Source organism: Actinomyces sp. oral taxon 171 str. F0337 (assembly GCF_005696555.1).
Lineage (GTDB): Bacteria > Actinomycetota > Actinomycetes > Actinomycetales > Actinomycetaceae > Actinomyces > Actinomyces oris_E.
Map to the genome: position 1 here is coordinate 2617895 of NZ_CP040005.1, position 22412 is coordinate 2640306.

At 65.7% G+C, this 22412-nt stretch carries 14 protein-coding genes; 8 read left to right on the top strand and 6 right to left on the bottom strand.

All coding sequences use genetic code 11. The annotated features are described in order from the left end of the window. The first annotated feature begins 42 nt into the window (after positions 1–42). Positions 43–1140, top strand: coding sequence for a hypothetical protein (locus tag FBF36_RS11220; protein ID WP_138137543.1), 1098 nt, complete (start codon positions 43–45; stop codon positions 1138–1140). 109 nt (positions 1141–1249) lie between these two features. Here the strand turns inward: FBF36_RS11220 and FBF36_RS11225 are convergent, their stop codons facing one another. Both FBF36_RS11225 and FBF36_RS11230 read right to left on the bottom strand, forming a co-directional pair. After that, a complete protein-coding gene (locus tag FBF36_RS11225; RefSeq protein WP_034492203.1) occupies positions 1250–2233 on the bottom strand; it encodes a ribokinase in 984 nt (327 codons plus the stop codon). Between the two features lie 53 nt (positions 2234–2286). Further along, positions 2287–3204 (bottom strand): LysR family transcriptional regulator, encoded by a 918-nt coding sequence (locus tag FBF36_RS11230; protein WP_138137545.1) that lies wholly within the window; start codon positions 3202–3204, stop codon positions 2287–2289. Between the two features lie 82 nt (positions 3205–3286). On the opposite strand from FBF36_RS11230, the gene FBF36_RS11235 reads away from it, so the two are divergent. The 7 genes from FBF36_RS11235 (at position 3287) to FBF36_RS11265 (ending at position 20137) form a co-directional block, all read left to right on the top strand. After that, positions 3287–4318, top strand: coding sequence for a threonine/serine dehydratase (locus FBF36_RS11235; RefSeq protein WP_138137547.1), 1032 nt, complete (start codon positions 3287–3289; stop codon positions 4316–4318). Positions 4319–4766: 448 nt separating this feature from the next. Further along, positions 4767–9854, top strand: a complete 5088-nt coding sequence (locus tag FBF36_RS11240) for a non-ribosomal peptide synthetase (protein ID WP_009393522.1) — start codon at positions 4767–4769, stop codon at positions 9852–9854. Next, complete coding sequence (locus tag FBF36_RS11245; protein WP_087943946.1) at positions 9851–15241, top strand: non-ribosomal peptide synthetase; 5391 nt, start codon at positions 9851–9853, stop codon at positions 15239–15241. The genes FBF36_RS11240 and FBF36_RS11245 overlap by 4 nt, the downstream gene beginning before the upstream one ends. Beyond that, on the top strand, positions 15238–16386 hold the full coding sequence (locus FBF36_RS11250) for a saccharopine dehydrogenase NADP-binding domain-containing protein (protein ID WP_034491056.1): 1149 nt from the start codon (positions 15238–15240) through the stop codon (positions 16384–16386). Before FBF36_RS11245 ends, FBF36_RS11250 begins: the two co-directional genes overlap by 4 nt. After that, positions 16383–17162: a thioesterase II family protein gene (locus FBF36_RS11255; protein WP_009393537.1), complete on the top strand. Its 780-nt coding sequence runs from the start codon at positions 16383–16385 to the stop codon at positions 17160–17162. Before FBF36_RS11250 ends, FBF36_RS11255 begins: the two co-directional genes overlap by 4 nt. Before the next feature lie 24 nt (positions 17163–17186). Next, positions 17187–17885 carry an ABC transporter ATP-binding protein gene (locus tag FBF36_RS11260; protein ID WP_003787414.1) on the top strand — a complete coding sequence of 233 codons (699 nt, stop codon included), beginning with the start codon at positions 17187–17189 and terminating at the stop codon, positions 17883–17885. After that, positions 17882–20137, top strand: a complete 2256-nt coding sequence (locus tag FBF36_RS11265) for an ABC transporter permease (protein WP_138137549.1) — start codon at positions 17882–17884, stop codon at positions 20135–20137. The genes FBF36_RS11260 and FBF36_RS11265 overlap by 4 nt, the downstream gene beginning before the upstream one ends. A gap of 11 nt (positions 20138–20148) precedes the next feature. Here FBF36_RS11265 and FBF36_RS11270 read toward each other — a convergent pair whose 3' ends face one another. The 4 genes from FBF36_RS11270 to FBF36_RS11285 form a co-directional block, all read right to left on the bottom strand. Continuing rightward, on the bottom strand, positions 20149–20814 hold the full coding sequence (locus FBF36_RS11270) for a 4'-phosphopantetheinyl transferase family protein (protein ID WP_050792613.1): 666 nt from the start codon (positions 20812–20814) through the stop codon (positions 20149–20151). A gap of 176 nt (positions 20815–20990) precedes the next feature. Further along, on the bottom strand, positions 20991–21479 hold the full coding sequence (locus FBF36_RS11275) for a DUF3995 domain-containing protein (protein ID WP_009393548.1): 489 nt from the start codon (positions 21477–21479) through the stop codon (positions 20991–20993). Between the two features lie 30 nt (positions 21480–21509). Further along, complete coding sequence (gene dtd, locus FBF36_RS11280) at positions 21510–21938, bottom strand: D-aminoacyl-tRNA deacylase (protein ID WP_075377061.1); 429 nt, start codon at positions 21936–21938, stop codon at positions 21510–21512. Next, positions 21938–22336, bottom strand: a complete 399-nt coding sequence (locus FBF36_RS11285) for a DUF2516 family protein (RefSeq protein ID WP_075377062.1) — start codon at positions 22334–22336, stop codon at positions 21938–21940. Before FBF36_RS11285 ends, dtd begins: the two co-directional genes overlap by 1 nt. Positions 22337–22412 lie beyond the last annotated feature (76 nt).

Sequence of the window (22412 nt, forward strand, 5' to 3'; positions counted from 1 at the left end):
GCAATTATGCTGACAACCAGCACCTGCCATTACCATCGCTCTTTGGATTCCGACATTGGACTTACTGTCACATCACTGAACCTCTCGAAAGCTGAGGAGATGGATTCTTCCGAAAATCCTCCCGACCTCTCCGTGCGAAATAACTCCATCGCCGCAAACGGACACTACATTAGTGGAGTAAGCCAACATACAGACGAGGCCACCGGAGCTGAACCTCCTTCGATCTCTGTATTTGGAAGGAGATCCTCAGATAAGGCCCTGGTATGGGCCACACGAATTACGGCAAACGACTTCACATCGTCTCTCACTGAAGAGAGTAACGCAAGCTCTTCAAGCGACCGTTCGTCGACCATTGAGACCACCAATCTTCTCAACCCCTGGACTTTGAGCCCCAACGGGAAGTATGTAGCATTCGAACTCAATAGTTCATCCAAGTCAGTCACATACTTCGCGGTGGTCGACACCTCCACCGGAGAAGTTGTCCAGACAACCCATGTCACTCGAAGAATCATTGGTGTGGCACTCACTGAAACACATCTTGCTGTCGAAACATCTGACCAGCCGTTCCCCGGAGGGGACGGACACGCCACATTAACAATTCTTTCTTTATCGCAACAGGACTCACCTCCAACCACTCTACCCACGACGCAGTGGATTATTGGCTCCAGCCACAGGTCGTTCCTCATGACCGACAGCCTGTGGAATGGTTCCTGCATGGAAAACAGCTGTCCCCCCAGAACAGTGAGTCGCATAGACGGCCAAGGCCGCATGATCGACATCGTCACTGGAGTCACCTACACCTACTCCGGCGGCTGGATAATGCGATATTCTGACCCGACCTCTGCATCATCGTTATTTAATCAGTCCCACGGCCGTATCGATCAGCAAGAACGTGATACTGCACGCACTCAATTGGCAGGAATTCGGCGGGAACTCGTGGATCCCGATTCAGGTCAACACACCGACATCACAGATCTCCTGATGAAAGAAGTCGGCCTCCCCACAGGGCCAGGTCTCCTTGCGCTCAAGCGGGTTCCCTCAGAGGACGGCAACGCCAAGTACGCCCCTGTTTTTTGGCTCAGCTCGACCGATGACGGCCACCCGCACACCGAGAACCTCGAGCAGTTCAAGAGCAACTGAAGCACGAGCCTGCGGCCCCATCTCCTGTCACCGCTCCCCCGAGGCTCGCAAGCATTCTGCGGTGGCTGCGAGCGGCCTCGGCTCTCTCGCCTCGCTCGTCGGGCCGCGCTTATCCGAAGTGCTGCTCGACTGCGGCGACGTCCCCGTAGGAGGTCTGCGCCCCCACTGAGGTCGTCGCGAAGGCGGAGACGGCCGAGGCCGCACCTGCCGCCTCCTTGAGCCCGGCGCCTGCGGCGAGCGCCGCCAGTAGCGTGCCCAGGAAGGAGTCGCCGGCACCGGTGGTGTCCACGACATCAGCCGGGAAGGGATCGATCGGGGTGATCTCCTCCCCCTCGATCACCATCGACCCGCGGCCCCCCAGGGTCACCACCGCGGAGGGGATCCCCATGGCGGCCAGTCTCCTTGCGCAATCGCCCCAGTCCGTGGCGTCGTCGGCCCTCTCGCGCTCCGGCTCGGCCGCCGTGTCGCTCGTGCCCGGCTTCAGCATGTCGGCGAGCTCATGCTCGTTGACGACCAGGACGTCAATGGCCTCCAGGAGCCCGGCGGACAGGATGGGGTGGAACGGGGAGTTGTTGAAGACCACGCGGGTGCCGGCGTCGTGGGCAATACGGGCCGCGGCCTCGACCGCGTCGGGGCTGACCTCCATGCACAGCCCCAGCACGCGGGCGCCGCGGATGACGTCCTGGTGCCGCTGCGCCGTCGAGACGTCCACCCTCCCGTTCGCACCGGGAGACACCACGATGGTGTTGTCCCCCGCGGAGTCCACGGTGATGATGGCGGTGCCGGTGGCCACGTCCTCGCGCTGAACCGCCGCGGTGTCCACGCCGGCGCGCTGGAGGGACTCGATGAGCAGATCGCCGTGACCGTCGGCTCCGACGGCTCCGATCATCCTGACACGAGCGCCGAGAAGGCCGGCCTGAACCGCCTGGTTCGCCGACTTGCCTCCCGGCAGGATCACCAGGTCCTCCCCGCTGATCGTCTCACCGGGCCTGGGGAAGCGCTCCGTTCGGACCGTCAGGTCAGCATTGAGCGATCCGAAGACGGCGACCTCGCCGGATACGTCGCCCAGGACAGTACGCACACCAGCTCCCATGTCCGGTTCCTCTCTGTGCTGCAGCACGGACACACGCCCCATCACACCACACCTCACCGCGAGGCAGTACTCCCACCGGTCCTGACCGCGGGCCGGCGCAGGCTCGTGCGGCGGGCCGCCGTCCGGCAGGCCTCCACCAGGACGTCAATGGCCAGCGGTCGGGGCTGCTCGGCGCGAGTGACCGCCTCGACGCGCCGCTGCTCGCGGGCCAGCGGCCGCACCTGGACCCCCTCGTGCCGGTAGGCGCTCAGCGCCATCCCGGGTAGCAGGGCAGCCCCCACCCCGGCGGCGACGAGCGCCTGCACGGCCACGTAGTCGTCGGAGGCGTAGGCGGTCTCGGGTGTGAAGCCGTTGGCCCGCCCCACGGCGATGAGCTCCTCGTGGCAGCGCGCGCAGCCGGTCACCCACCGGCACTGGGCGCCGTCGGCGATGCGAGTGATGCCGCCGGGGTGGGTGACGAGGTAGAGGACGTCGTCGAGCAGGTGCTCGGCCTGGAGGCCCTCGCCGGCGTCGTCGTCGATGTAGGAGAAGGACAGGGCCGCGTCCACCCGCCCACGCCGCAGCGCGTCGAGGGCCTCGGGCGGCTCGGCGTCGACGAGCTCGACCTCCAGGCCCGGGTACCGCTGGCCGACGACGTCGAGCACCCCCGGCACCAGGGAGGCCACCGCGGAGGGGAAGGCCGCCAGGCGCACGCGCCCCGCCTCCGCGCGGGCCATGGAGACGACCTCGCGCTCGGTGCGGTCCAGCAGGTCGAGGACCTCCTGGCCCCGGGCCGCCAGCGCCCGACCCTCCTCGGTGAGCCGCACGCCGCGCCCGGCCCGCGTCAGCAGGACCGCGCCGGTCGCGCGCGACAGGGCGGCGAGCTGGTGGGAGACGGTGGACTGGCTGAAGCCCAGGGACTCAGCGGCGGCCGAGACGGTGCCGAGGCGGGAGAGCTCCACGAGGGCCCGCAGCTGCTGCACATCGATCACACCACTAATTATGTCCTGCGTCGATGGGTATTGGTCAAAAGATTCATTGGACCGATACTCCGGCCGTCCGCATCATGAAGCCATGACCGCCACCGACACCCTGCCCCAGGCTCCCGCCACCATCCAGTCCGGCCTCGACTTCGACGCCGTCCTGCGCACCTACGAGGCCGTCTCGCGCGTCCTGCCCGAGACCCCCGCCTGGTCCTACCCGCTGCTCAACGCCGAGGCCGGGGTGGAGGTCACGGTCAAGCACGAGAACGTCCAGCCCACCGGCGCCTTCAAGGTCCGCGGCGGGGTGGCGCTCATGGCGGCGCTCAGCCCCGAGGAGCGGCGCCGCGGCGTCGTGACCGCCTCCACCGGCAACCACGCGCAGTCCCTGGCCTGGGCCGGCGCCCGCAGCGAGGTCCCTGTCACCGTCGTCGTCCCGGTGGGCGCGCCGGCCCGCAAGGTGGCCGCGGTGCGCGCGCTGGGCGCCCGGGTCGTCGTCGAGGGCGAGACGATGTGCGACTCACTGGCCCACGCCGAGGCCCTCTCGCTGACCGAGGGGATGCGCATGGTCTCCCCCGGGGACGAGCCGGCCATCGTCCTCGGGCACGCCGCCGTCTACCTCGAGCTCTTCCGTCGCCACCCGGGCCTGGAGTCCGTCTACGCGCCGGTCGGCTCGGGCTCCGGGGCCGCCGGCGCCTGCCTCGTGCGTGACGCCCTGGCCCCCGGGTGCCGGGTTATCGGTGTCCAGTCCAGCGCCGCCCCGGCCGCGCACCGCGCCTGGACGTCCGGGGAGCCGGCCACCGTCCACAGCCGCACGCGCGTGGCGGGCCTGGCCGTCGGGGCGAGCTTCGCCCTCACCCAGTCGATGCTGGGCCGCGGCCTCAACGACTTCATCCTGGTCGACGACGACGCGATCCAGGGATCCGTCGGCCTCATGGCCACCCACGCCCACACCCTGGCCGAGGGCGCCGGGGCCGCGGGCCTGGCCGGACTCATGGCCGACCCCACCCGCCAGGGCCGCTGCGCGATCATCTGCACCGGCGGCAACGCCGAGGACCACGAGCTCGCCGGCATCTCCGCCGCGGCCGGCTCCGCCGTCGGTACCGACGAGACCCTCAGCCGCTGAAGCCGGCCGACCCATACCTGCCGGCCGGTTGGGGACCACTCCCCGTTGAGCCGGTCCTGCCAGCCGAGTGACACTCGAGTGGGGGCCGGGAAGCGCGGTCGGGGCGCACACCCGGCCCTCCCCCGTGCTCCGGCGGCGCCGATCCGCCTCCGCTTTCGAGGACGAGCCGAAGAGCTCATCGACCGCTCTGCCACCAGTCCAGGAGACCCGGGAAGCGCTCCTACGAGAACCGCGGCGTCACAAGCCCTCCCCACCCCCACCACACACCGGACAATTCTCCCCCGACAACGCCACACTCCACAGATTTCACGAGTGGACACCGCACGAGGTGCCGAGCTACCTGCACGGGCTCTTATCTTGATCCTCAACGAAACATTGACCTTAGGGTAGGCTTACATTACAGTCTGCTGAGTCGGTTTGTTCCCGTTTTGAGGCCTGGTCTGACATAATGACGTCCGTCATCAATGCTCTTGCGCGCGCACTCGACGCGTTCCCGAATCGTGTTGCCCTTCGTTTTCTCGACTATTCAGACGGAACCGTCACGGTTCGCAGCCACACCTACCGTCAGCTGTGGGACGAGATTGCAGTCGCTGCCGCCCACCTTCCAGGCACACCCGGCGACAGGGTGCTCCCCCTCATCCCCGGCGATGATCGCCTCCTCATCCTCATCCTCGGCGCCATGTACCGGGGGATGATTCCCATCCCTGTCCCCTTCCCCATCACTCGAGGTCCTGAGACCGAGCGCCTGCACCACATCATTACGGACTCCTCCCCCACCGTCGTCATCGCCGACGACACCACCGCCACAAGCCTGGACCTGGCGTCCCTCACCCCCTCCTCGCAGATCCTCTCCCCAGACAAGCTCACCGAGCCGACCGACGTCGACGAGCCCGTGCCCACAGGCCCCGACACCCCCGCCTTCCTGCAGTACACCTCCGGCTCCACCGGTCATCCCAAGGGAGTCCTCAACGACCATCGGGCCCTCGCCTACCAGGCCGAGTTCGTCGCCAACGGCCTCGAGCCCGGGGAGCTGCTATCCATGGTCTCCTGGCTCCCCCTCCACCACGACATGGGCCTTATCTACGGCGCCCTCGTGCCTCTTATCAACAGCGGCACAACCACCCTCATGCTTCCCGCTTCCTTCATCGCCGACCCGTTGCGCTGGGTCACCGGCATGGAGACGTACCATGCGAACTACACTGCTTCACCCGACTTCGGCTACGGACTCGTCGGCAAGACGCTCATGCGGTCCCCCGACTTCCGAGCCGACTTGTCCTCCCTAAAGTTCGCCATTGACGGCTCCGAACCAATCAGCCCTCTCACTATCGGTGGCTTTCGCAAGCTCTCGACTGAGCGTCTCAACCTCGATCCGCGGGCTCTCACCCCCTGTTACGGGTTGGCCGAGGCGTCGCTCGCTGTGTGTGCCGCCCCAGGGCTGGGCCCCCGACGGGGTTCGCAGCCCATCACAGCCTTCAGCACCGCCCAGCTCGGTCGCGGACGGGCCACCCCCGCAACCGCCGACGAAGAAGCGACCCACCTTGTCAGCGTCGGCACGTACACCCTGCGCACAGGCGTCACCATCGTCGACCCCGAGACCCACCGGGCACTGCCCGACGGCGTCATCGGCGAGATCTGGCTATCCGGCCCCGGAATCCCGCCCGGCTACTGGCGGCACGAGGACGCCACTGAAGAGACCTTCCGCGCTCATCTCGTCGGCGACCCGAACACTGAGCATCTGCGCACCGGAGACCTCGGCGTCCTACACGAGGGGCACCTTTACATCACCGGACGAGCGAAGGACCTCATCATCCACCGCGGCGTCAACATCTACCCGCAGGATGTCGAGCAGACTCTCCGCTCCCTGCCCGAGGTGCCTACACGACGCGTCTGCATAGCGCAGCGTCCTGTCAACGGCGTGGAACGCACCGTCGTCATCGTCGAGGCCACCACCGGCGCCTCGCCCAACGACCCCGCCGTCGCAGCCATCGTCCCTGCCTGCCGTCAGGCAATCCTCGACGTCCATGGCCTGCCCGTTGACGATGTCGTCGTCGTCGCACCTCATGCCATCCTGTGGACCACCTCCGGCAAGGTTCGTCGCTCAGCGACTGTGGATGCCTATCTGCGTGGCGAGCTGCCCATACTGTTCGAGAGTCGGGGCCAGGCCCCCACCTCCGGCATTGAGACACTCGATGATCTCATTGCCGTGCTCACCCGGATGCTTGGTACCCCCATCACCGAGGAGGATCTCGATACCAACATTCTCGCTCTCGGACTGACCTCCGTTCAGGCTGCGGAGCTCGCCGCCGGACTGACCGCGGGAGGTCACCACGTCACGTATCGCGAGCTCTTCGCCACACCGAATCTGCGGGCATGGAGCAGGTTGCTCTCCCAGAAGCGTTGTGCCCCCGAGGCCGTTGCGGGGCCTGTCGACCCGACGCTACCGTTCCCAACAACCCCCATCCAGCAGGCCTATCTTTTCGGCCGCAGCCCCGATGCACCACTCGGCGGTGTCGGCTGCCACTCCTACATGGAGTTCCGCACCCACGACCTAGACCCCGCGCGCCTGTCCACGGCGTGGAACGCTCTGTTACGCCGCCATCCCATGCTGCGGGCGGTGTTTGACGATGACAACACCCAGCGCGTCCTCGAATCAGTCGCCGCCCGCACCGTTACCATCAACGACCTGACCAACGCTGGGGATCGTATCGAGGATGAACTCAAGGCTGTGCGCGCAGCGATATCCCACCGCGTACTCGACGTCGCGGCGGGACAGAACCTGGAGCTGGAACTGACTCTCCTGCCCAACGGCGAACAGCGGCTCCACGTGGACATTGACCTCCTCGTCGCTGATGCCACCAGCATCACGATCCTTCTCGAGGATCTGGCTATCGCTTATGACCAGGGCCCCGACGCACTCGAGGAGCACCCCTACCCCTTCTCCCGCTACCTGGCGGTGACGGCTCCTGCAGCAAGCCGGCGCCGGGAGGCGGCCCGCCGTTACTGGGAGAAGAGAATGGACTCCCTGCCCGGGGCTCCCGCTTTGCCCGTCGATATCACCACAGTCACCGGATCCCCTCGTTTCACTCGCCGCAGTACCCGTCTCAGCCAGGCCCGTTGGACAAGGCTGCGCAACCGCGCCCGGGCCGTTGGTCTGACTCCCTCGGCGGTCCTGCTCACCTGCTACGCGGCAGTCATGTCCCGATATAGCGGTGACGCTTCGCCGTTCAGCATCAACCTGACGACCTTCGAGCGGCAGATGGTGCATCCGGATGTGGCCACCATGGTCGCCGATTTTACCGAGAATGTTCTCGTTGCCTGCACACCCACGAGCGGGCAGGGCTTTCTTGATGCAGCGCGGACCATGCAGAAACAAGTCATCGAGAGCCTCGAACACGCCGACCACAGCGGTGTCCAGGTCCTGCGGGAGCTGGCGCATACGAACCGAGCGGACGCCGGCGCTGTAGTCTTCACCTCGAGTCTCGGCTCCGACGCCCTCGGCACGCGAACCACCCGCCTGCTGGGGTACCCCGTCGAGGTCCTCTCCCAGACGCCGCAAGTGTGGATCGACCATCAGGTCATGGAGCAGGACGGGGAACTGCTGCTGTCGTGGGACGCCGTTGAGGATCTCTTCCCCTCCGGTTTTCTTGACGCCGCCTTCGATTCCTACTCTCACCTCGTCAACTCGCTAGTCGACGATGACTGGGACGACCCGATCCACCTCCCACTACCGGACGACCAGGCCGGCATCCGGCAAGCGGTCAATGAGACGGCCTCGCCGATCACCCCACGACTTCTTCACGAGGCATTCTTCGAGCACGCCGATCGTGAGCCCCGACGCACCGCGCTACTCACAGGTGACGGCACCCGACTCACCTATGGTGAGGTCGCCGATGGCGCCCTGCGCACCGCGGCGTGGCTGCGTGGGCGCGGTGTCGTGGACGGCGATGTCATCGGGGTCACGCTGCCCCGTGGCCCCGAGCAGATCATTGCCGTCCTTGGCGTCCTTGCCGCAGGAGCCATCTACGTCCCTATGTCCACAACGCACCCGCAGGCCCGGCGCACCGCCGCCTTCCAGCAAGCCGGTGTGGACCTTGTCGTGGACTCCCTTGAGGAGGCATGGGGCACCGAGCCCCTCAACACACCGGTGCCCATCACTCCGGAGCAGGCCGCCTACATCATCTTCACATCCGGCTCCTCCGGCGAGCCGAAGGGCGTCGAGATCAGCCACCGCTCTGCGTGGAACACGCTCGACGACGTTTGCACCCGCTTCGGCATAACACAGGAGGACCGGGGGCTGGCGGTCTCCGCACTCGATTTCGATCTGTCCGTCTTCGATATCTTCGGCCTACTCGGTCGAGGAGGCTCCCTCGTCCTGCTGCGAGACGAGGACCAACGCGATGCGGAAGAGTGGTCTCGGCTTGTCACCTCAATGGGAGTCACCGTATGGAACTCTGCCCCCATTCTGCTCGATATGCTCCTCACGACGCTGGAGGCAAGGCCCAGTGACAGCCTCGGACTGCGCCTCGTCCTCGAGTCCGGCGATTGGGTGGGTCTCGACCTGCCCGGACGTCTCCGGTCCTTGTGCCCCGATGCCCGCTTCGTCGCTCTAGGCGGAGCCACCGAGGCGGCTGTATGGTCCAACTACGAAGAGGTCGACGTCGTCGACCCGTCGTGGCGATCCATCCCCTATGGCCGTCCTCTCTCCAATCAACAGCTGCGCGTCGTCACGCCGAACATGCTCGACTGCCCCGTCTGGGTGGCCGGGGATCTGCTGATCGGCGGCGATGGAGTGGCCCACGGTTACCGCAACAATCCGGCGCTGACGGCAGCAGCCTTCAGCCGCGATGAGGACGGCATCTCCTGGTACCGAACCGGTGACCGGGCACGATACCTACCCGATGGGCGTGTCGAGTTCCTCGGTCGCACCGACCTCCAGGTCAAGGTTCGCGGACACCGCATCGAGCTCGGTGGGATCGAGTCCGTCCTCGCCAATCACCCGGACGTCAACAACGCGGTCGTTGTCGTGCACCGGGGTGCTGGCCACGAACTCGCCGCTGCCGTAACGGTCAACGGTGCGGTGGACGAGCCCACGCTGCTGAACTGGTTACGAGAACGGCTCCCCGCCTACGAGGTACCCGCCGTCGTGCTCGTCCTGCCCACTCTGCCGCTCACCCGCAACGGGAAAGTCGACCGCGCAGCCCTCACAACGTTGACAAGGGGATTGAGTGCAACGTCTACGGAGAACGACGCCCCGCCCGAGGGACCGTATGAGGAGTACGTGGCCGCCCTGTGGGAGGAGTTCCTCTCCGTACCGGTGACAAGTCGCGCTGCGAGCTTCTTCGAACTCGGCGGCGACTCTCTGACCGCCACCCGGATAGCGACCAGGATACGTTCCGAGGAGGGCGCGGATCTGCCCCTGCGAGACCTCTTCCTCGACCCGACTCTGGCAGGCACCGCGCGTGCCCTGGAGAGGTCGGGCCTCGCCCTGCCCTCATCCACCACGCCCGACGACGAGTACGAGGAGGGTGAGCTGTGAGTCCCACGTCCCCCAATGATCAGTCCCTTACCGTCCTGCTTGATGACCTGCGCCGTGCCGGTATCGAGCTTCACGCTGAGGACGGTCGTCTACGCTTCCGTGCACCTCGCGGCGCCCTCACCCCAGAACTCCGTGAACGCCTGACCGTGCACCGCGACGAGATCCTTGAGCGCCTCCAACGGAAGGACCGCCCACTCCTCAAGGCACACCCCGAGGACGCCGAGGCCCCCTTCCCTCTCACCGACATTCAGACATCTCATCTGGTGGGGCGTGGCAGCGCAATCGATTACGGAGGTCTCGGCTGCCACGGCTACACGGAGATCGAGTTCCCCGATCTGGATCCCGTCCGCCTTGAGGACGCTTGGAATCGACTCGTCGAACGGCACGGGATGCTTCGTGCCGGCTTTGACGTCGCCGGGTGGCAACAGGTACCTGCGACGCGTGAGCGAGTGAGCATCGGGGTCACCGATGTCCGCGGGCAGGGCATCGAAGCTGCCCAAACGGTGCTGGACACCACCCGTGAGCGGATGGCCCACCAGGTCTACGACATCGAGTCATGGCCACTGTTCGAGCTGCATGTGACGCGGCACGACTGCGGAGCTCGGCTGCATTTCTCCATCGACCTGCTCATCGCTGATGCGCGCAGCATCACGACGCTCATTGACGAACTCGTGAGCCTGTACTTGGCGCCGCATGAGGACCTCGAACCCCTGGATGCCACTTTCCGCGACTACGTCCTCGCGCTGCGTGCCATCCAGGAGCCGGGCCATCCGTGGGCCGAGCGGGTCGCTCAGGACCGGGACTACTGGCAGGAGCGGTTGAACGACCTGCCGGGTGCCCCGGAGGTCCCCCTCGCTCCACCGCGCCAGAGCCCACCGACTTTCCACCGTCACGTCCTGCGTCTGGACGCCAACCGTTGGAAGGCGCTCAAGACTTTCGCGGCCTCCGCTGGAGCATCACCGACAGGTCTCCTACTCGCCGTCTACGGCTCCACCCTGGCTCGTTGGGCTCGCAGACCGCGCTTCACGCTCAACGTCACCTCGCTCGTGCCGCTTCCCCTGCACGATGACCTCGAGCGCATCATCGGCGACTTCACCTCCACCATTCCTGTGCTCGTCGATGCGAGCGGAGCCGACCGCATTGAGGAGGTTATCGGCCGGGTACACCATCAGCTGTGGGAGGACCTCGACCACCACCACGTCAGTGGCGTTGAGGTCGTCCGTGAGATCGCCCGCCGTCGCGGCTGGAAGGCTGCGCTCCTCCCCTTCGTTTTCACATCCATGCTCGGTGTCGGCAGCCGCGATTCCCTGTCTCGTCTTGGCGGCAGGACCGTCCAAGGCCTGACCCAGACCCCGCAGGTACTCATCGACTGTCAAGTCCTCGAACTCGACGGGGAGCTCGAGGTGAGTTGGGACGTCCGTGACGAAGCCCTGCGCGGTGATTGGGACAAGGATGCCTTCACCTGTATGCGGGACCTCCTCCTGGCCCTGGCGGATGGCCGCCCCATCCCCATGGAACCGGACCCGACCATCTGCCGGATCACTCCTGTCCCCGGCCGACCAATCCGATTGGAGCGGTCGGTTGTTGATCGTGCGCTGACCGCCCCCGGCTCCGTAGCCGTCATCAGCGGTGAGAGGTCCTGGACCTACAAGAACCTCCTCGACCGCTCGGCCGCGTACGCCGCCTCGATCCGCGCCGCCGGCGCGGCCCCCGGAAATCATGTGGCCGTATGTCTTCCCCATGGCTTCGAGCTCGTGTCCGCCCTCGTCGGAGCCCTGCGCGCAGGCACCGCCTACGTGCCCATCGACGTTTCACATCCGGTAGGACGACGCGTCCGCATCGCCGAGCTCGCCGAAGCGAGCCTCGTCATCACGGACCGGGACCACACCGCCGAGGACTGGAGGTGCACGGTCCTCAACGCCGAGTCCGTCACCGACTCCCTCATCGCTGACACAGCGGGTATCGACGAGGAGACGGACACGTCTGCGCCCGCCTACCTCATCTACACGTCGGGCTCCACTGGTGCTCCGAAGGGCGTCGTCATCACGCACGCCGCCGCCGGCAACACGATCATGGACGTCTCCACCAGGTTCGGAGTCGATGAGCACGACCGGGCAATGGCTTTGGCCTCCCCCAGCTTCGACCTATCCGTCTACGACGTTTTCGGTGTCCTCGCCGCAGGTGGAGCACTCATCATCCCCACCGAGCAGCAACGCACCGACCCCGTGGCCTGGGCGGGTCTCGTCCGGCACCACAAGATCACCATATGGAACTCCGTGCCCGCCCAGATGCAGATGGTCCTCGATTCCCTCGTGGGTGGGGACAATGATCTCGCGAGTCTGCGCACGGTCCTGCTGTCGGGCGACTGGATCCCCGTGGCGTTGCCCGGCCAGCTGCGCACCGCCGCTCCGAGCGCCCGTATCATCAGCCTCGGCGGCGCCACGGAGGCCTCTATCTGGTCAGTGTTCCACGAGATCGACGAGGTTGCACCGACATGGGTCTCCATACCCTACGGTCGAGCCCTGACGAACCAGGCGATCCACGTTCTTGACGAGGATCTTCGTGAACGCCGCCCCGGTGTGGACGGCGAGCTCTATCTCGCCGGCGCAGGCTTGGCTCAGGGATACCATGCCTCTCCTGAGATCACCGCACGTCAATTCCTCATCCATCCTCGCACCAACGAGCGCCTGTACCGCACCGGCGACTGGGGCCGTAGGGACACCGAGGGCATTGTCGAGTTCCTCGGCCGTGAGGACGGCCAGGTCAAGGTCCACGGACACCGTATCGAACTGGCTGAGGTCGAGTCCGCCCTCGCATCCCACCCGTCGGTGTCGTCAGCTGTGGCACTCGTCGACCGTAGCGGGGACTCCCAGCGTCTCGTCGGCTTCGTCGCCCCCGCCCCCGCCACCGACGCACCTGTAGCAGCCGGGCTCGCGTCCAGCCCGATCCTGGACGACGTCGACAACGCTGAACTCGCCCAGGTCGCCATTCTCGGCGGCCGACGGGCGCTCCATTCGATGGCACGCGTCCTGTGGGACGGTGGCCTCGACTCGGGTCCGCGCACACACGAGGAACTGCTAGCCCTCGCCACACCGTCGCATCATGGTCTGCTCACCCGTTGGATCCGCGCTCTCGTCCATGAGGGTCTCCTTGTCGAGAGCGAGGGTACTTACTGCATGCACGCCGAGCCGACCTATCAGGAGGCAGAAGCGCTCGATGTCCGTATCCGCGAGATGGAGGATCACACCGGGTACGGGCACGAAGTCGACGCCTATATCCGCAACTGCATGGCTGCTCTGCCCAGCCTGCTGCGCGGCGACGCCCGGGCCACCGAGCTCCTCTTCCCGGAGGGAAAGGCCGATGTCGCCCTGGGGGCGTACCGGGACAACCTTGTCAGCCGCTACTTCAACGACATCATCGCCCGCACAATCTCCTCACTCGCAGAAGACCGCCCCACCGGTTCCCCGCTGCGGATCCTCGAGGTGGGAGCCGGCGTCGGCGGGACCTCGACAGCCGTTCTTGAGTCACTTGAGGGAACTGATACGCAATACCTGTTCACCGACGTCTCAACGTTCTTCCTCACCCGAGCGCGGGAGATCTACGGCCCGCGCCCCGGCCTGACGTATGGGATCCTCGACATCAACCACGATCCCCTTGAACAGGGCATCGCACCGAACTCCTGCGACGTCGTCCTGGCTGCGAACGTCCTGCACAACGCGCTCGACATCGACACGGCACTCGAACGGATCCACGGGATGCTCGCCCCACGGGGACGCCTCGTCCTCCTCGACGAGGCCCGGGACAACTACACGCTCATGGTCTCCATGGACTTCCAGTCCGGGCTTCGGCAGGAGTTCGTCGATTTCCGTCAGGACACAGGTGAGGTCTTCATCCCCGCCTCCACGTGGCGCGAGCTGCTAGAGCGGCACGGCTTCATCCTCGAGGGATTCACCCCCGGCGACGACGACTTGGCATCAGTCGGGCAGGTCCTCGCGCTCGCCCGCGTCAAAGACGGCCTCGCTCCCGTCTCTTCAGAAGAACTCACCAAGTACCTCGAGGACAAGCTGCCCCCATACATGGTTCCCGCCGAGCTCCGAGTCCTCGATACTCTGCCGACAACCTTGAATGGCAAGACGGATCGCAAGGCGCTCGGCGAGCAGCTCCGAGTCGTCACCCATGCCGTCAACGCGAGCGGCGACGAGGAGGCCACTGGCACCGAGCAGGCCGTGGCTGCCATCTGGCAGGAGATCCTCGGGACTGGACCGCTCAGTCCGTCTCAGAACTTCTTCAACGTCGGCGGGGACTCCCTGCTCGTCGCCCGCATGGTCAATGAACTACGTCACCGTGGTCTCGTTCCGGACTCCGTGACATGGGACGACGTCATGCGCAGGGTGATGACCGACCCAACGGTCCGTGGCGTAGCCGCGCTCGTCGATGCCCTCGCCATCGACGGCACGGACAAGGCGAACGGGGCGACCTCATCTGGCGCGATCGTCCTGCGACCGGGCGCGGGACGCACGGCACGCGTCATCGTGCATGACGGCTCGGGCACGCTCACCCCCTATCGCAACCTCATCAATGAGCTCCGAACGGCCGAGTCGCCACTGCCGCTCATCGGTCTCGAGGCCTCTGACCCGCAGTTCCTCACCACCCTCGAGCCGGAGGAAGTCCTCGATCATCTCTGCGATGAGCACATCCGGACCCTACGCACCCTCGATCTGGAAGAAGTCCGTCTCACCGGCTACTGCATGGGTGGGATGGTCGCGGCAGAACTCGCCCGGCGCCTGCCGGAGGCTGGAATCCGTGTCAACGGCCTCACAGTCATCTCCTCCTACCGGCTGCCCTGCGATGTTACCTCCCGCTTCGTCGTCGAATACGTCTACGCTCGTTCCGTCGGCATCGACCCGACCGTGCTCGGCTTCGCAAAGCCCGAAGTCATGGGGGAGCTCCTGCAAGCCGCCCTCCAACGGACCCCCGGCACGATATCGGACGAGTCGATCGCTGCGGCCGCGGACGAGTCGGGACTCACGGACCTGAGCACGCTGCTGCGCATGGAACCCGATGCCCGCCTCAAGAATCTCGTCACCGCCGTCGGGCCCAGCTTCGATGCCAGCTACATCCGCAACACCTTCGAGATGTTCCGTCAGGCGATGAGGGTCATGGGGCGAGTGGAGCCCACCGTCTGCGAGACGGATCTGACCTTTCTCTCCGAGCACGGTGAACAGGCCCTCCTGCCAGGGCTCGACGACGACATGGAGTCCTTCTGGGATTCCCGGAGCAACGCCCGCTTCCGCACCGTGGACATTCCTGGTAACCACTTCTCCTGCATGGAACCTCCTATCGTGTCTCGGATCGCCGCGGAGCTTCTCGAGGATGACCTACGGTGAGCACCATCGGCATCATTGGAGCCAACGGCACTATCGGTAGCGGGGTGGCCCGCGCTCTCGCTCGCACGGGGAACGACCTGTGTCTGGGTACACGGGTGCCCGAACGCGTTCATAGCCTTGTCAATGAGGTGGCTCGTCCCGATGGTCCCAGTATCGAGGTCCGTACCGTCGATCTTGATGATGACAACTCCGTTGTCTCTTTTCTCGACGGCCTCGACGCCGTCGTATCCTGCGCTGCCCCGTCCTCCCGTTGGTCCGGTCCGATGGCCCGCAGGGCCCTCACCGTTGGGGTTCCCCTCGTCGACCCCGCAGGAGGTGACCTGCTCCACGAGTGCAGCGACCTCGGAAGGTTCTACGGGAACGGTGGCGACCTGCGCTCGGCCGTCGTCGTCGACGCCGGTATGCAGCCCGGTCTCACCGGCCTCATAGTGCGCGCTCTCCTCGCCCGTGCCTCTTCAACGCCCCGCAGCGTCGGCCTGTGGCACGGAGGCCTGGGCGTCATCCCGAAGGGTTCCGCCCAGGACCTCCTCCTCGGTACGAGCACGGGAGGTGGCACCCCGCACGCCCGTCGTCACGCACACCGCGTAGTCCCGTTCTCAGGTGGAGGGCGCCACCTGCCGCCCAATGTGCCCCCGACGGCGACTGCCACACCGATCCTGACCGAGGAGATCAACCGGATCTGCTCCGCCCAGAGGATCCCCGACGCAGTCGAGTATCAGATCATCAACGGCGAGCACGTCGCCGAGGTGGCACGCTACTACGCGGCCTCACCCATACTGCTTGGGGACGAGGAACGCATGCAGGAGGCCGTCCACCGGCTCCAGAATGCCGCTCGGGTGGATTGCATCAGCCATCATCCCTCCTACACGCTGCATGCCTGGGCAGGCGATGACGAACTCATCGTCACCACCGACGCGCCCTTCACTCTCACGGCCGAGGTCTCCGCTCTGACCACCATCGCCCTCCTCGAGGGACGAGTCGACTCCGCTGTCCTCCCGTTTGACGAGGCCGTTGACCCCACCTGGGTTTTCTCCCGACTGAGAACACTGCCTAGTGTCACCATCACCGGCAACTCCTGGTACGAGACCGGGGAGAGCCCTCCGGACGGGACGAGCTGCGACATGGAGGAGGGGGAGATCCTATGACCTGCTTGGCGCTGTCCTCGGCACTCCACAACCCGCTGCTGTACGCCGTTGGCCGGGTCCAGACCCCGACTGCAGTGGTCCTCGGGCTTCCACACGCCGGCGGGACCTGTCGCTTGTTCCTCGGCTGGGAGAGGCTCGTGCCTCACGATACCCAGCTTCTCGCACTGCGCTACCCGGGCAGGGAGGCTCGTCTCACCCATGCCCCCTTCCGCCGGATGAGCGACCTCGTTGAACAGATCCTCTCCGCAACCCTTTTCCTGGAGGACATGGATCTGTACCTCTTCGGCCATTCCATGGGTGCACTCGTCGGATACGCGGTGTGCCAGGAGATGAAGGCCCGGGGACGCCGTGCGCCCTCAGGTCTCGTCGTATCCTCAAGTCGGCCTCCCCGGGGCACGCCCGAGAGCGCCCCGATCCGCACCCGGAGCGACGCCAGCCTGTGCGAGGAGCTCCTCGCCCTGGGCGGCACACCTCCAGAGGTCCTCAAGGACCCCGCAACAAGAGAACTCGTCCTGTCCTCGCTGCGGGCCGACTACGAGCTGCTCGAGACCTGGACGCCCTTGGAAGGGCCCATCGACTCCCCCATCCACGAGATCCACGGCGACGCGGATACCCTCACTGAAGACGACGTCGACGGCTGGAGACGCTCCACCACGAGCGATTTTCATTCACGGACCGTTCCCGGCGGGCACTTCTACCTATCAGATTCCCCAGCTCTCGCCACCCATTGTCTGACGGACCTCATCCGGTCCCGTCGCACCACCAACCACCAGTAGCACGAATGAAGAAGGGCACCACGCATGGACATCCGCATCGATTCGGTCAACAAGTCCTTCGGGCAGGGCGACGGTAAGATCGACGTCCTCAAGGACGTCTCCTGCACAATTGACGAGTCAGAGATATGCATGATCGTCGGTGCGAGCGGTTCTGGTAAATCGACTCTACTCAACTGCCTCGGCGGACTGGACCGGCCAGACTCCGGCACGATCCTGGTCGGGGATCGGGAGATCACCTCACTCAGCCGTAAGGATCTCGGCCGCTACCGCCGCGACCTCGTGGGCTTCGTCTTCCAGTTCTACAACCTCGTTCCGACCCTAACCGCCCGTGAAAACGTCGGCGTCTGCGAGTACCTGAGCGACGACCCCATGCCTCTGGACGATCTGCTCGCTGACCTTGGGCTGGCCGACCACCGCAACAAGTTCCCCTCCCAGCTCTCCGGCGGACAGCAGCAGCGCTGCGCCATCGCCCGCGCACTCATCAAACGTCCACGGCTGCTTCTGTGCGATGAGCCCACCGGGGCGCTCGACTACGAGACGAGCAAGGAGATGCTCTCCCTTCTTGAACGTATCAACCACGACCTGGGTACGACCATCGTCATCGTCACACATAACCAGGTGCTCGCTGAGATGGCGCACCGCACCATCACCGTCCGCGATGGCCGTATCTCCGATGTCGAGGTCCGGGAAGACCCTGCGCTTGCCTCGAGCCTGACCTGGTGAAGGGACGCACCGTGAAAATGCTCAACATGCAACTCCTGCGCGATCTGCGCTGCCAGTGGTCGCGCTACCTCGCCTCCGCCCTGCTCATCCTCCTCGGCATCGTCGTGTCCGCAGGCATGGCAGCCGGCAACGGCTCCGCGCTGAACACTGCCAAGGATGCACAGCATACCGGCAACGTCGAGGACGGATACCTCGAACTCACGGCCGAGTTGACCAATGATCAACTCACCTCATTGCGGAACAAGGGTTTGACCTTCGAACGCGCCGAGTTCACCGACGTCCCGGCCGCCGACAACTCCACCGTTCGCGTCTATGAGAACCGCAGCACGATCGACCGCATCAACCTGGAGTCCGGAGCCCTGCCCACAGCGAACGATGAAATCGCACTCGAGCAGACTTACGCCAGGGCCCACAATCTCAAGGTCGGGGACACACTCGACCTCGACGGCACCAGACTCACCATCACCGGTATCGGCTCCACCCCGGATTACGCGACTGTCGTCGCCCGCCCCACCGACACGGCTGCCGATCCCAACGAGTTCGGAACCGCCTTCACCGCCGTGAGCACCGTGGAGTCCCTCGCCAAACAGGGCAACACGCTGACCACCACCTACGTCTACCTCCTGGGCGACTCCGATATGGAGGCCACCGACATCGTCAGCGAGATCAGCAACGCCCTCAGGGACCACGCTGGCACCGCCCAGGTCTCCTCCTACCTCGAACACGACGACAACCCCCGCATCGTCACCGTCATCGATGACCAGACTGTCACCGTCCAGGCCGCTTACATCGCCGGATTCGTAGCGCTAGTCCTCATCGCCTACGTGCTCTCTGTCCTCACTGCCGACAATATTCGCCGCCAGTCACCCGTCATCGGCACCTTCTACGCACTCGGCATCACCAGGCGCGAACTCATCGCCCATTACATGCTCCTGCCCGTCATCCTGGCCGCAGTGTGCGCCGTCGCCGGTACGGTCGGAGGTTTCCTGGCTGCACCGGCCATGCAGAACGCGACGACCTACTACTCGATCCCGGCCCTCGGGTCAGTGGTCTCACCGGGCGTCATCGCCTATGGCGTCCTCACACCGCTCATCACCGTGACGCTCGTCAGCTTCCTCGTCCTACGCAGGAAACTCGCCAAGGAGCCGCTACAGCTGCTTCGCCGCGACACCGGCCAACGTCCGCCATCGAGGGCGACGCTCGAGTCCCTACCCTTCGCGTTCAGCTTCCGTCTGCGCTCCTTCATGCGCGCTTGGACCACTTATGTGCTCATGCTGCTCGGAGTCGTCCTGTCCCTCCTGCTCATGGTCTTCAGTTTCGGCATGCACGACTCCGTCGTGTCCTACGCCGACGACGTGCGCGAGGACATTGATTTCGAGGTCGTCTACGTCTTCCTTGGCGCACCGCCCACGAGTCCGGACGGCGCCGAGACAGCGACGCTGAGGTCCGCCAAGCTCGTGGGCGCTGAAGGCGCCGGCGCCAGCCTGTCAGTCATTGGCATCGACAAGGACACCCAGTACTTCGACGTCGACCTGTCCGGCACCGACGAGACCCACGTCCTCATCTCCAAGGCCGTTTCCCTGAGGTACGGCTACGAGGTGGGCGATGAGTTCACACTCGATCCCATGGACACGGACAACCGCAAGGTCGTCGTCGCCGGGATTGTCGACTACCCGCAGATGGCAGTCTTCGGCGAGCATGAGGACGTTAACTCCCTGCTCGGCCTCGACAGAGGCTCGTCCAACGCGATCGTGAGCGGCACCGTCAATGACGACCTCGATAATCAGGCGCAGTCCGTCATCAGCCGGTCCGACATGATCACCTCGGTCAACACTTTCACCCAAGCGATGCGCCCCACGATCCTCGTCCTGTTCATCGCGTCAATCGGCCTGTTCATCATCGTCATGTTCCTCCTTATGAGGATGGTGGTTGACCGCGAGCAGTACTCGATCTCCCTCATGAAGGCCCTCGGCTACGACGAGGCGAAAGTCGGTCACCTGTATCTAGGCAACTACATCCTCCTCGTACTGCTCTCCCTCACCGTCGGACTGCCGCTCTCCGTCGCCATCATGAGACCGACCTGGCAGTACATGATCTCGAGTCTGGCGACGGCCTTCCCATTCACCACGTCGTCCCGGTCCGTCATCCTCATCGTCGTCATCGTTCTCGCCACCTACGGAGTCGTCCGATTCCTGTCCGGGCGGCACCTGCGCGGTGTCGATGTCACCGAGATCCTCAAGGATCGCGAGTAGCAACCCATCGCTCACGTCCCCGCAGGCCACTTGCCTGCGGGGACAACGACGGCAGTCACGAGAATCCCGTCGCTCACGCCCCAGCCCCCGGTCAGCGTGAATCGGAGCCCCGACTCGCCATGAATCTCAGCGGTCAGAACACCGTCACCAAGTGCGACATCCGCGTCCTCGAAGCCGAGCCACGAACGCTCGCGCGGGTACCAGGCTTTGTACACGGACTCCTTGGCGCTGAACAGGAGACGGTCCCAGGAGACGCCCCCGACGGGCAGAGCCCGCAACCGGCGCCGCTCCGCCGGGGAGGCGACGATGTCGATCACACCGTCCGGGAGCGGTTCGTCCGGCTCAGCATCAATGCCGATCGCATCCGCATCATGCGCGAAGGCGACGGCGGCGGCGCGCAGACCGCGGCAGTGGGTCATCGAACCGACGATACCGTTGGGCCAGGACGGTTCTCCGGCCTCACCGGGAACGAGCGGGACGGGAGGGACACCGAGACGGCCAAGCGCGAGGCGAGCACAGGCACGCACAGTGACGAAGTCGGCGCGACGCGAGACAACCATGGAAGACGCTCGTTCCTCCTCCTCGAGAAAGAGGGGAACGTTGAGATCGACTCGGCTGTCCGCAACTGCGACCCCGGTGGGCAGGAGCCCGTCATAGGCGGTCAGTTGCTCGGGCACATCCCCGTTCCTCCCCTCCTCATTCCTCTCCGGCTACCTCTCTGCACTGCACAGGTTGGCCAGCACCGGGCGAACGCACAGTAGCCTCGAGGCGGAGCGCCTCCTTATCAAACCATCTCGGACAGAACGATCCGTCCTGCGCGAGACGCCGGCGGTCCCAGGTCGGGGCCGGAGCCTCAAACCCGCCGCGGCTCGACACTGCTGGAGCGGCTCCAGCGAAAATATACGACCGTCGCGGCCAGCACCAGGATCCCACCCGCCCAGAAGTGAGGCATCCACAGAACCAGCCGCCACCAGCCATAGCGGGAGAGCGGTTCCCCCGACAAGATTGTCGGGATCGCCGGCACCGAGCCGACCACCCCGTAGGCGATGAGCAGGGCTCCCGAGACCCAGCCGAAGGCCAGGCGCATCCAGCGCGGCACCCTGATGACGTCCGGGCGCAGGAGGGCGAGGCCGAAGATGACGAACCCCAGCTTCACCAGCCCGGAGACGAGGACGACCACGACGAACCAGGTGGGCCGCTCCTGGGCGAGCCTCAGCCCCTCCCCCTGAAGAACCGTGTCGACCAGCCACGGGGAGCCCAGCGCCCAGGACACGCTGATACTGCCGAAGAAGGCCCACCACAGCATCATGGCGATGACCACCGCCCGTGAGCGCCCCGTCATCTCAGCGCCTCCTTCTGCGGCCTCCTCGGCCTATTCGGCCTCGATCAGGATCGTCACCGGGCCGTCGGCTTCCATGTCGATCTTCATGTCGGCGCCGAAGCGGCCGGTGGCCACCTCCAGGCCGCGTCCGCGCAGGTCCTCGGCCACGGCCTCCACCAGGGGCTCGGCCACCTCGCCGGGGGCCGCCTTGTTCCAGGTGGGGCGCCGGCCCTTGCGGGTGTCGGCGTACAGGGTGAACTGGGAGACGACGAGCACGGGTGCTCCGGCGTCGGTCACTGAGAGCTCGTCCTCCAGGAGCCGCAGGTCCGCGATCTTGCGGGCGACCGTGGCCACCTGCATGGGGCCGTCGTCGTGCGTGGCCCCCACGAGGACCATGAGGCCGGGCCGGGTGATCTCGCCGACCACCTCGCCGTCGACCCGGACAGCCGCCCGGTTGACCCGCTGAATGACCGCGCGCATCAGCGACCAGCGCTCCAGTCACGCGGGCCGCGCCCGCCGCGCCCCGGCCGACGCTGCGAGGCCCGCCCCGGGATGCGGATCGAGGAACGCACCTTCACCGGCGCCAGCGCCTGCAGGGCGGGGCGCACGTCCACCAGGTAGACGGCACTGGCCACAACGCCCAGCAGGCCGAACATCGAGGCGGCGCCGAGGAGGCCGACAACCGCCGTACCCGCCGCGTTGACCAGGTTCCAGAACCGCTTGGTGCTCTTGCCTGCCGCGGCGTAGTACTCCGCCGGCCGCATCAGGGAGTCGACCAGCGCCCAGATCCCCATGACGATGGAGACGGCCTGGGCGGCGATCCAGCTCCACCTGACCGCCTCGGAGAGAAAGAATGACACAGCATAGAGGACGCTCACACGCCCCAGGCTACCGGTCGCCGGTCAACGATCCCAGTGAGACGGCCACGCCCAGCGAGAACAGTTGGTTCCTCAT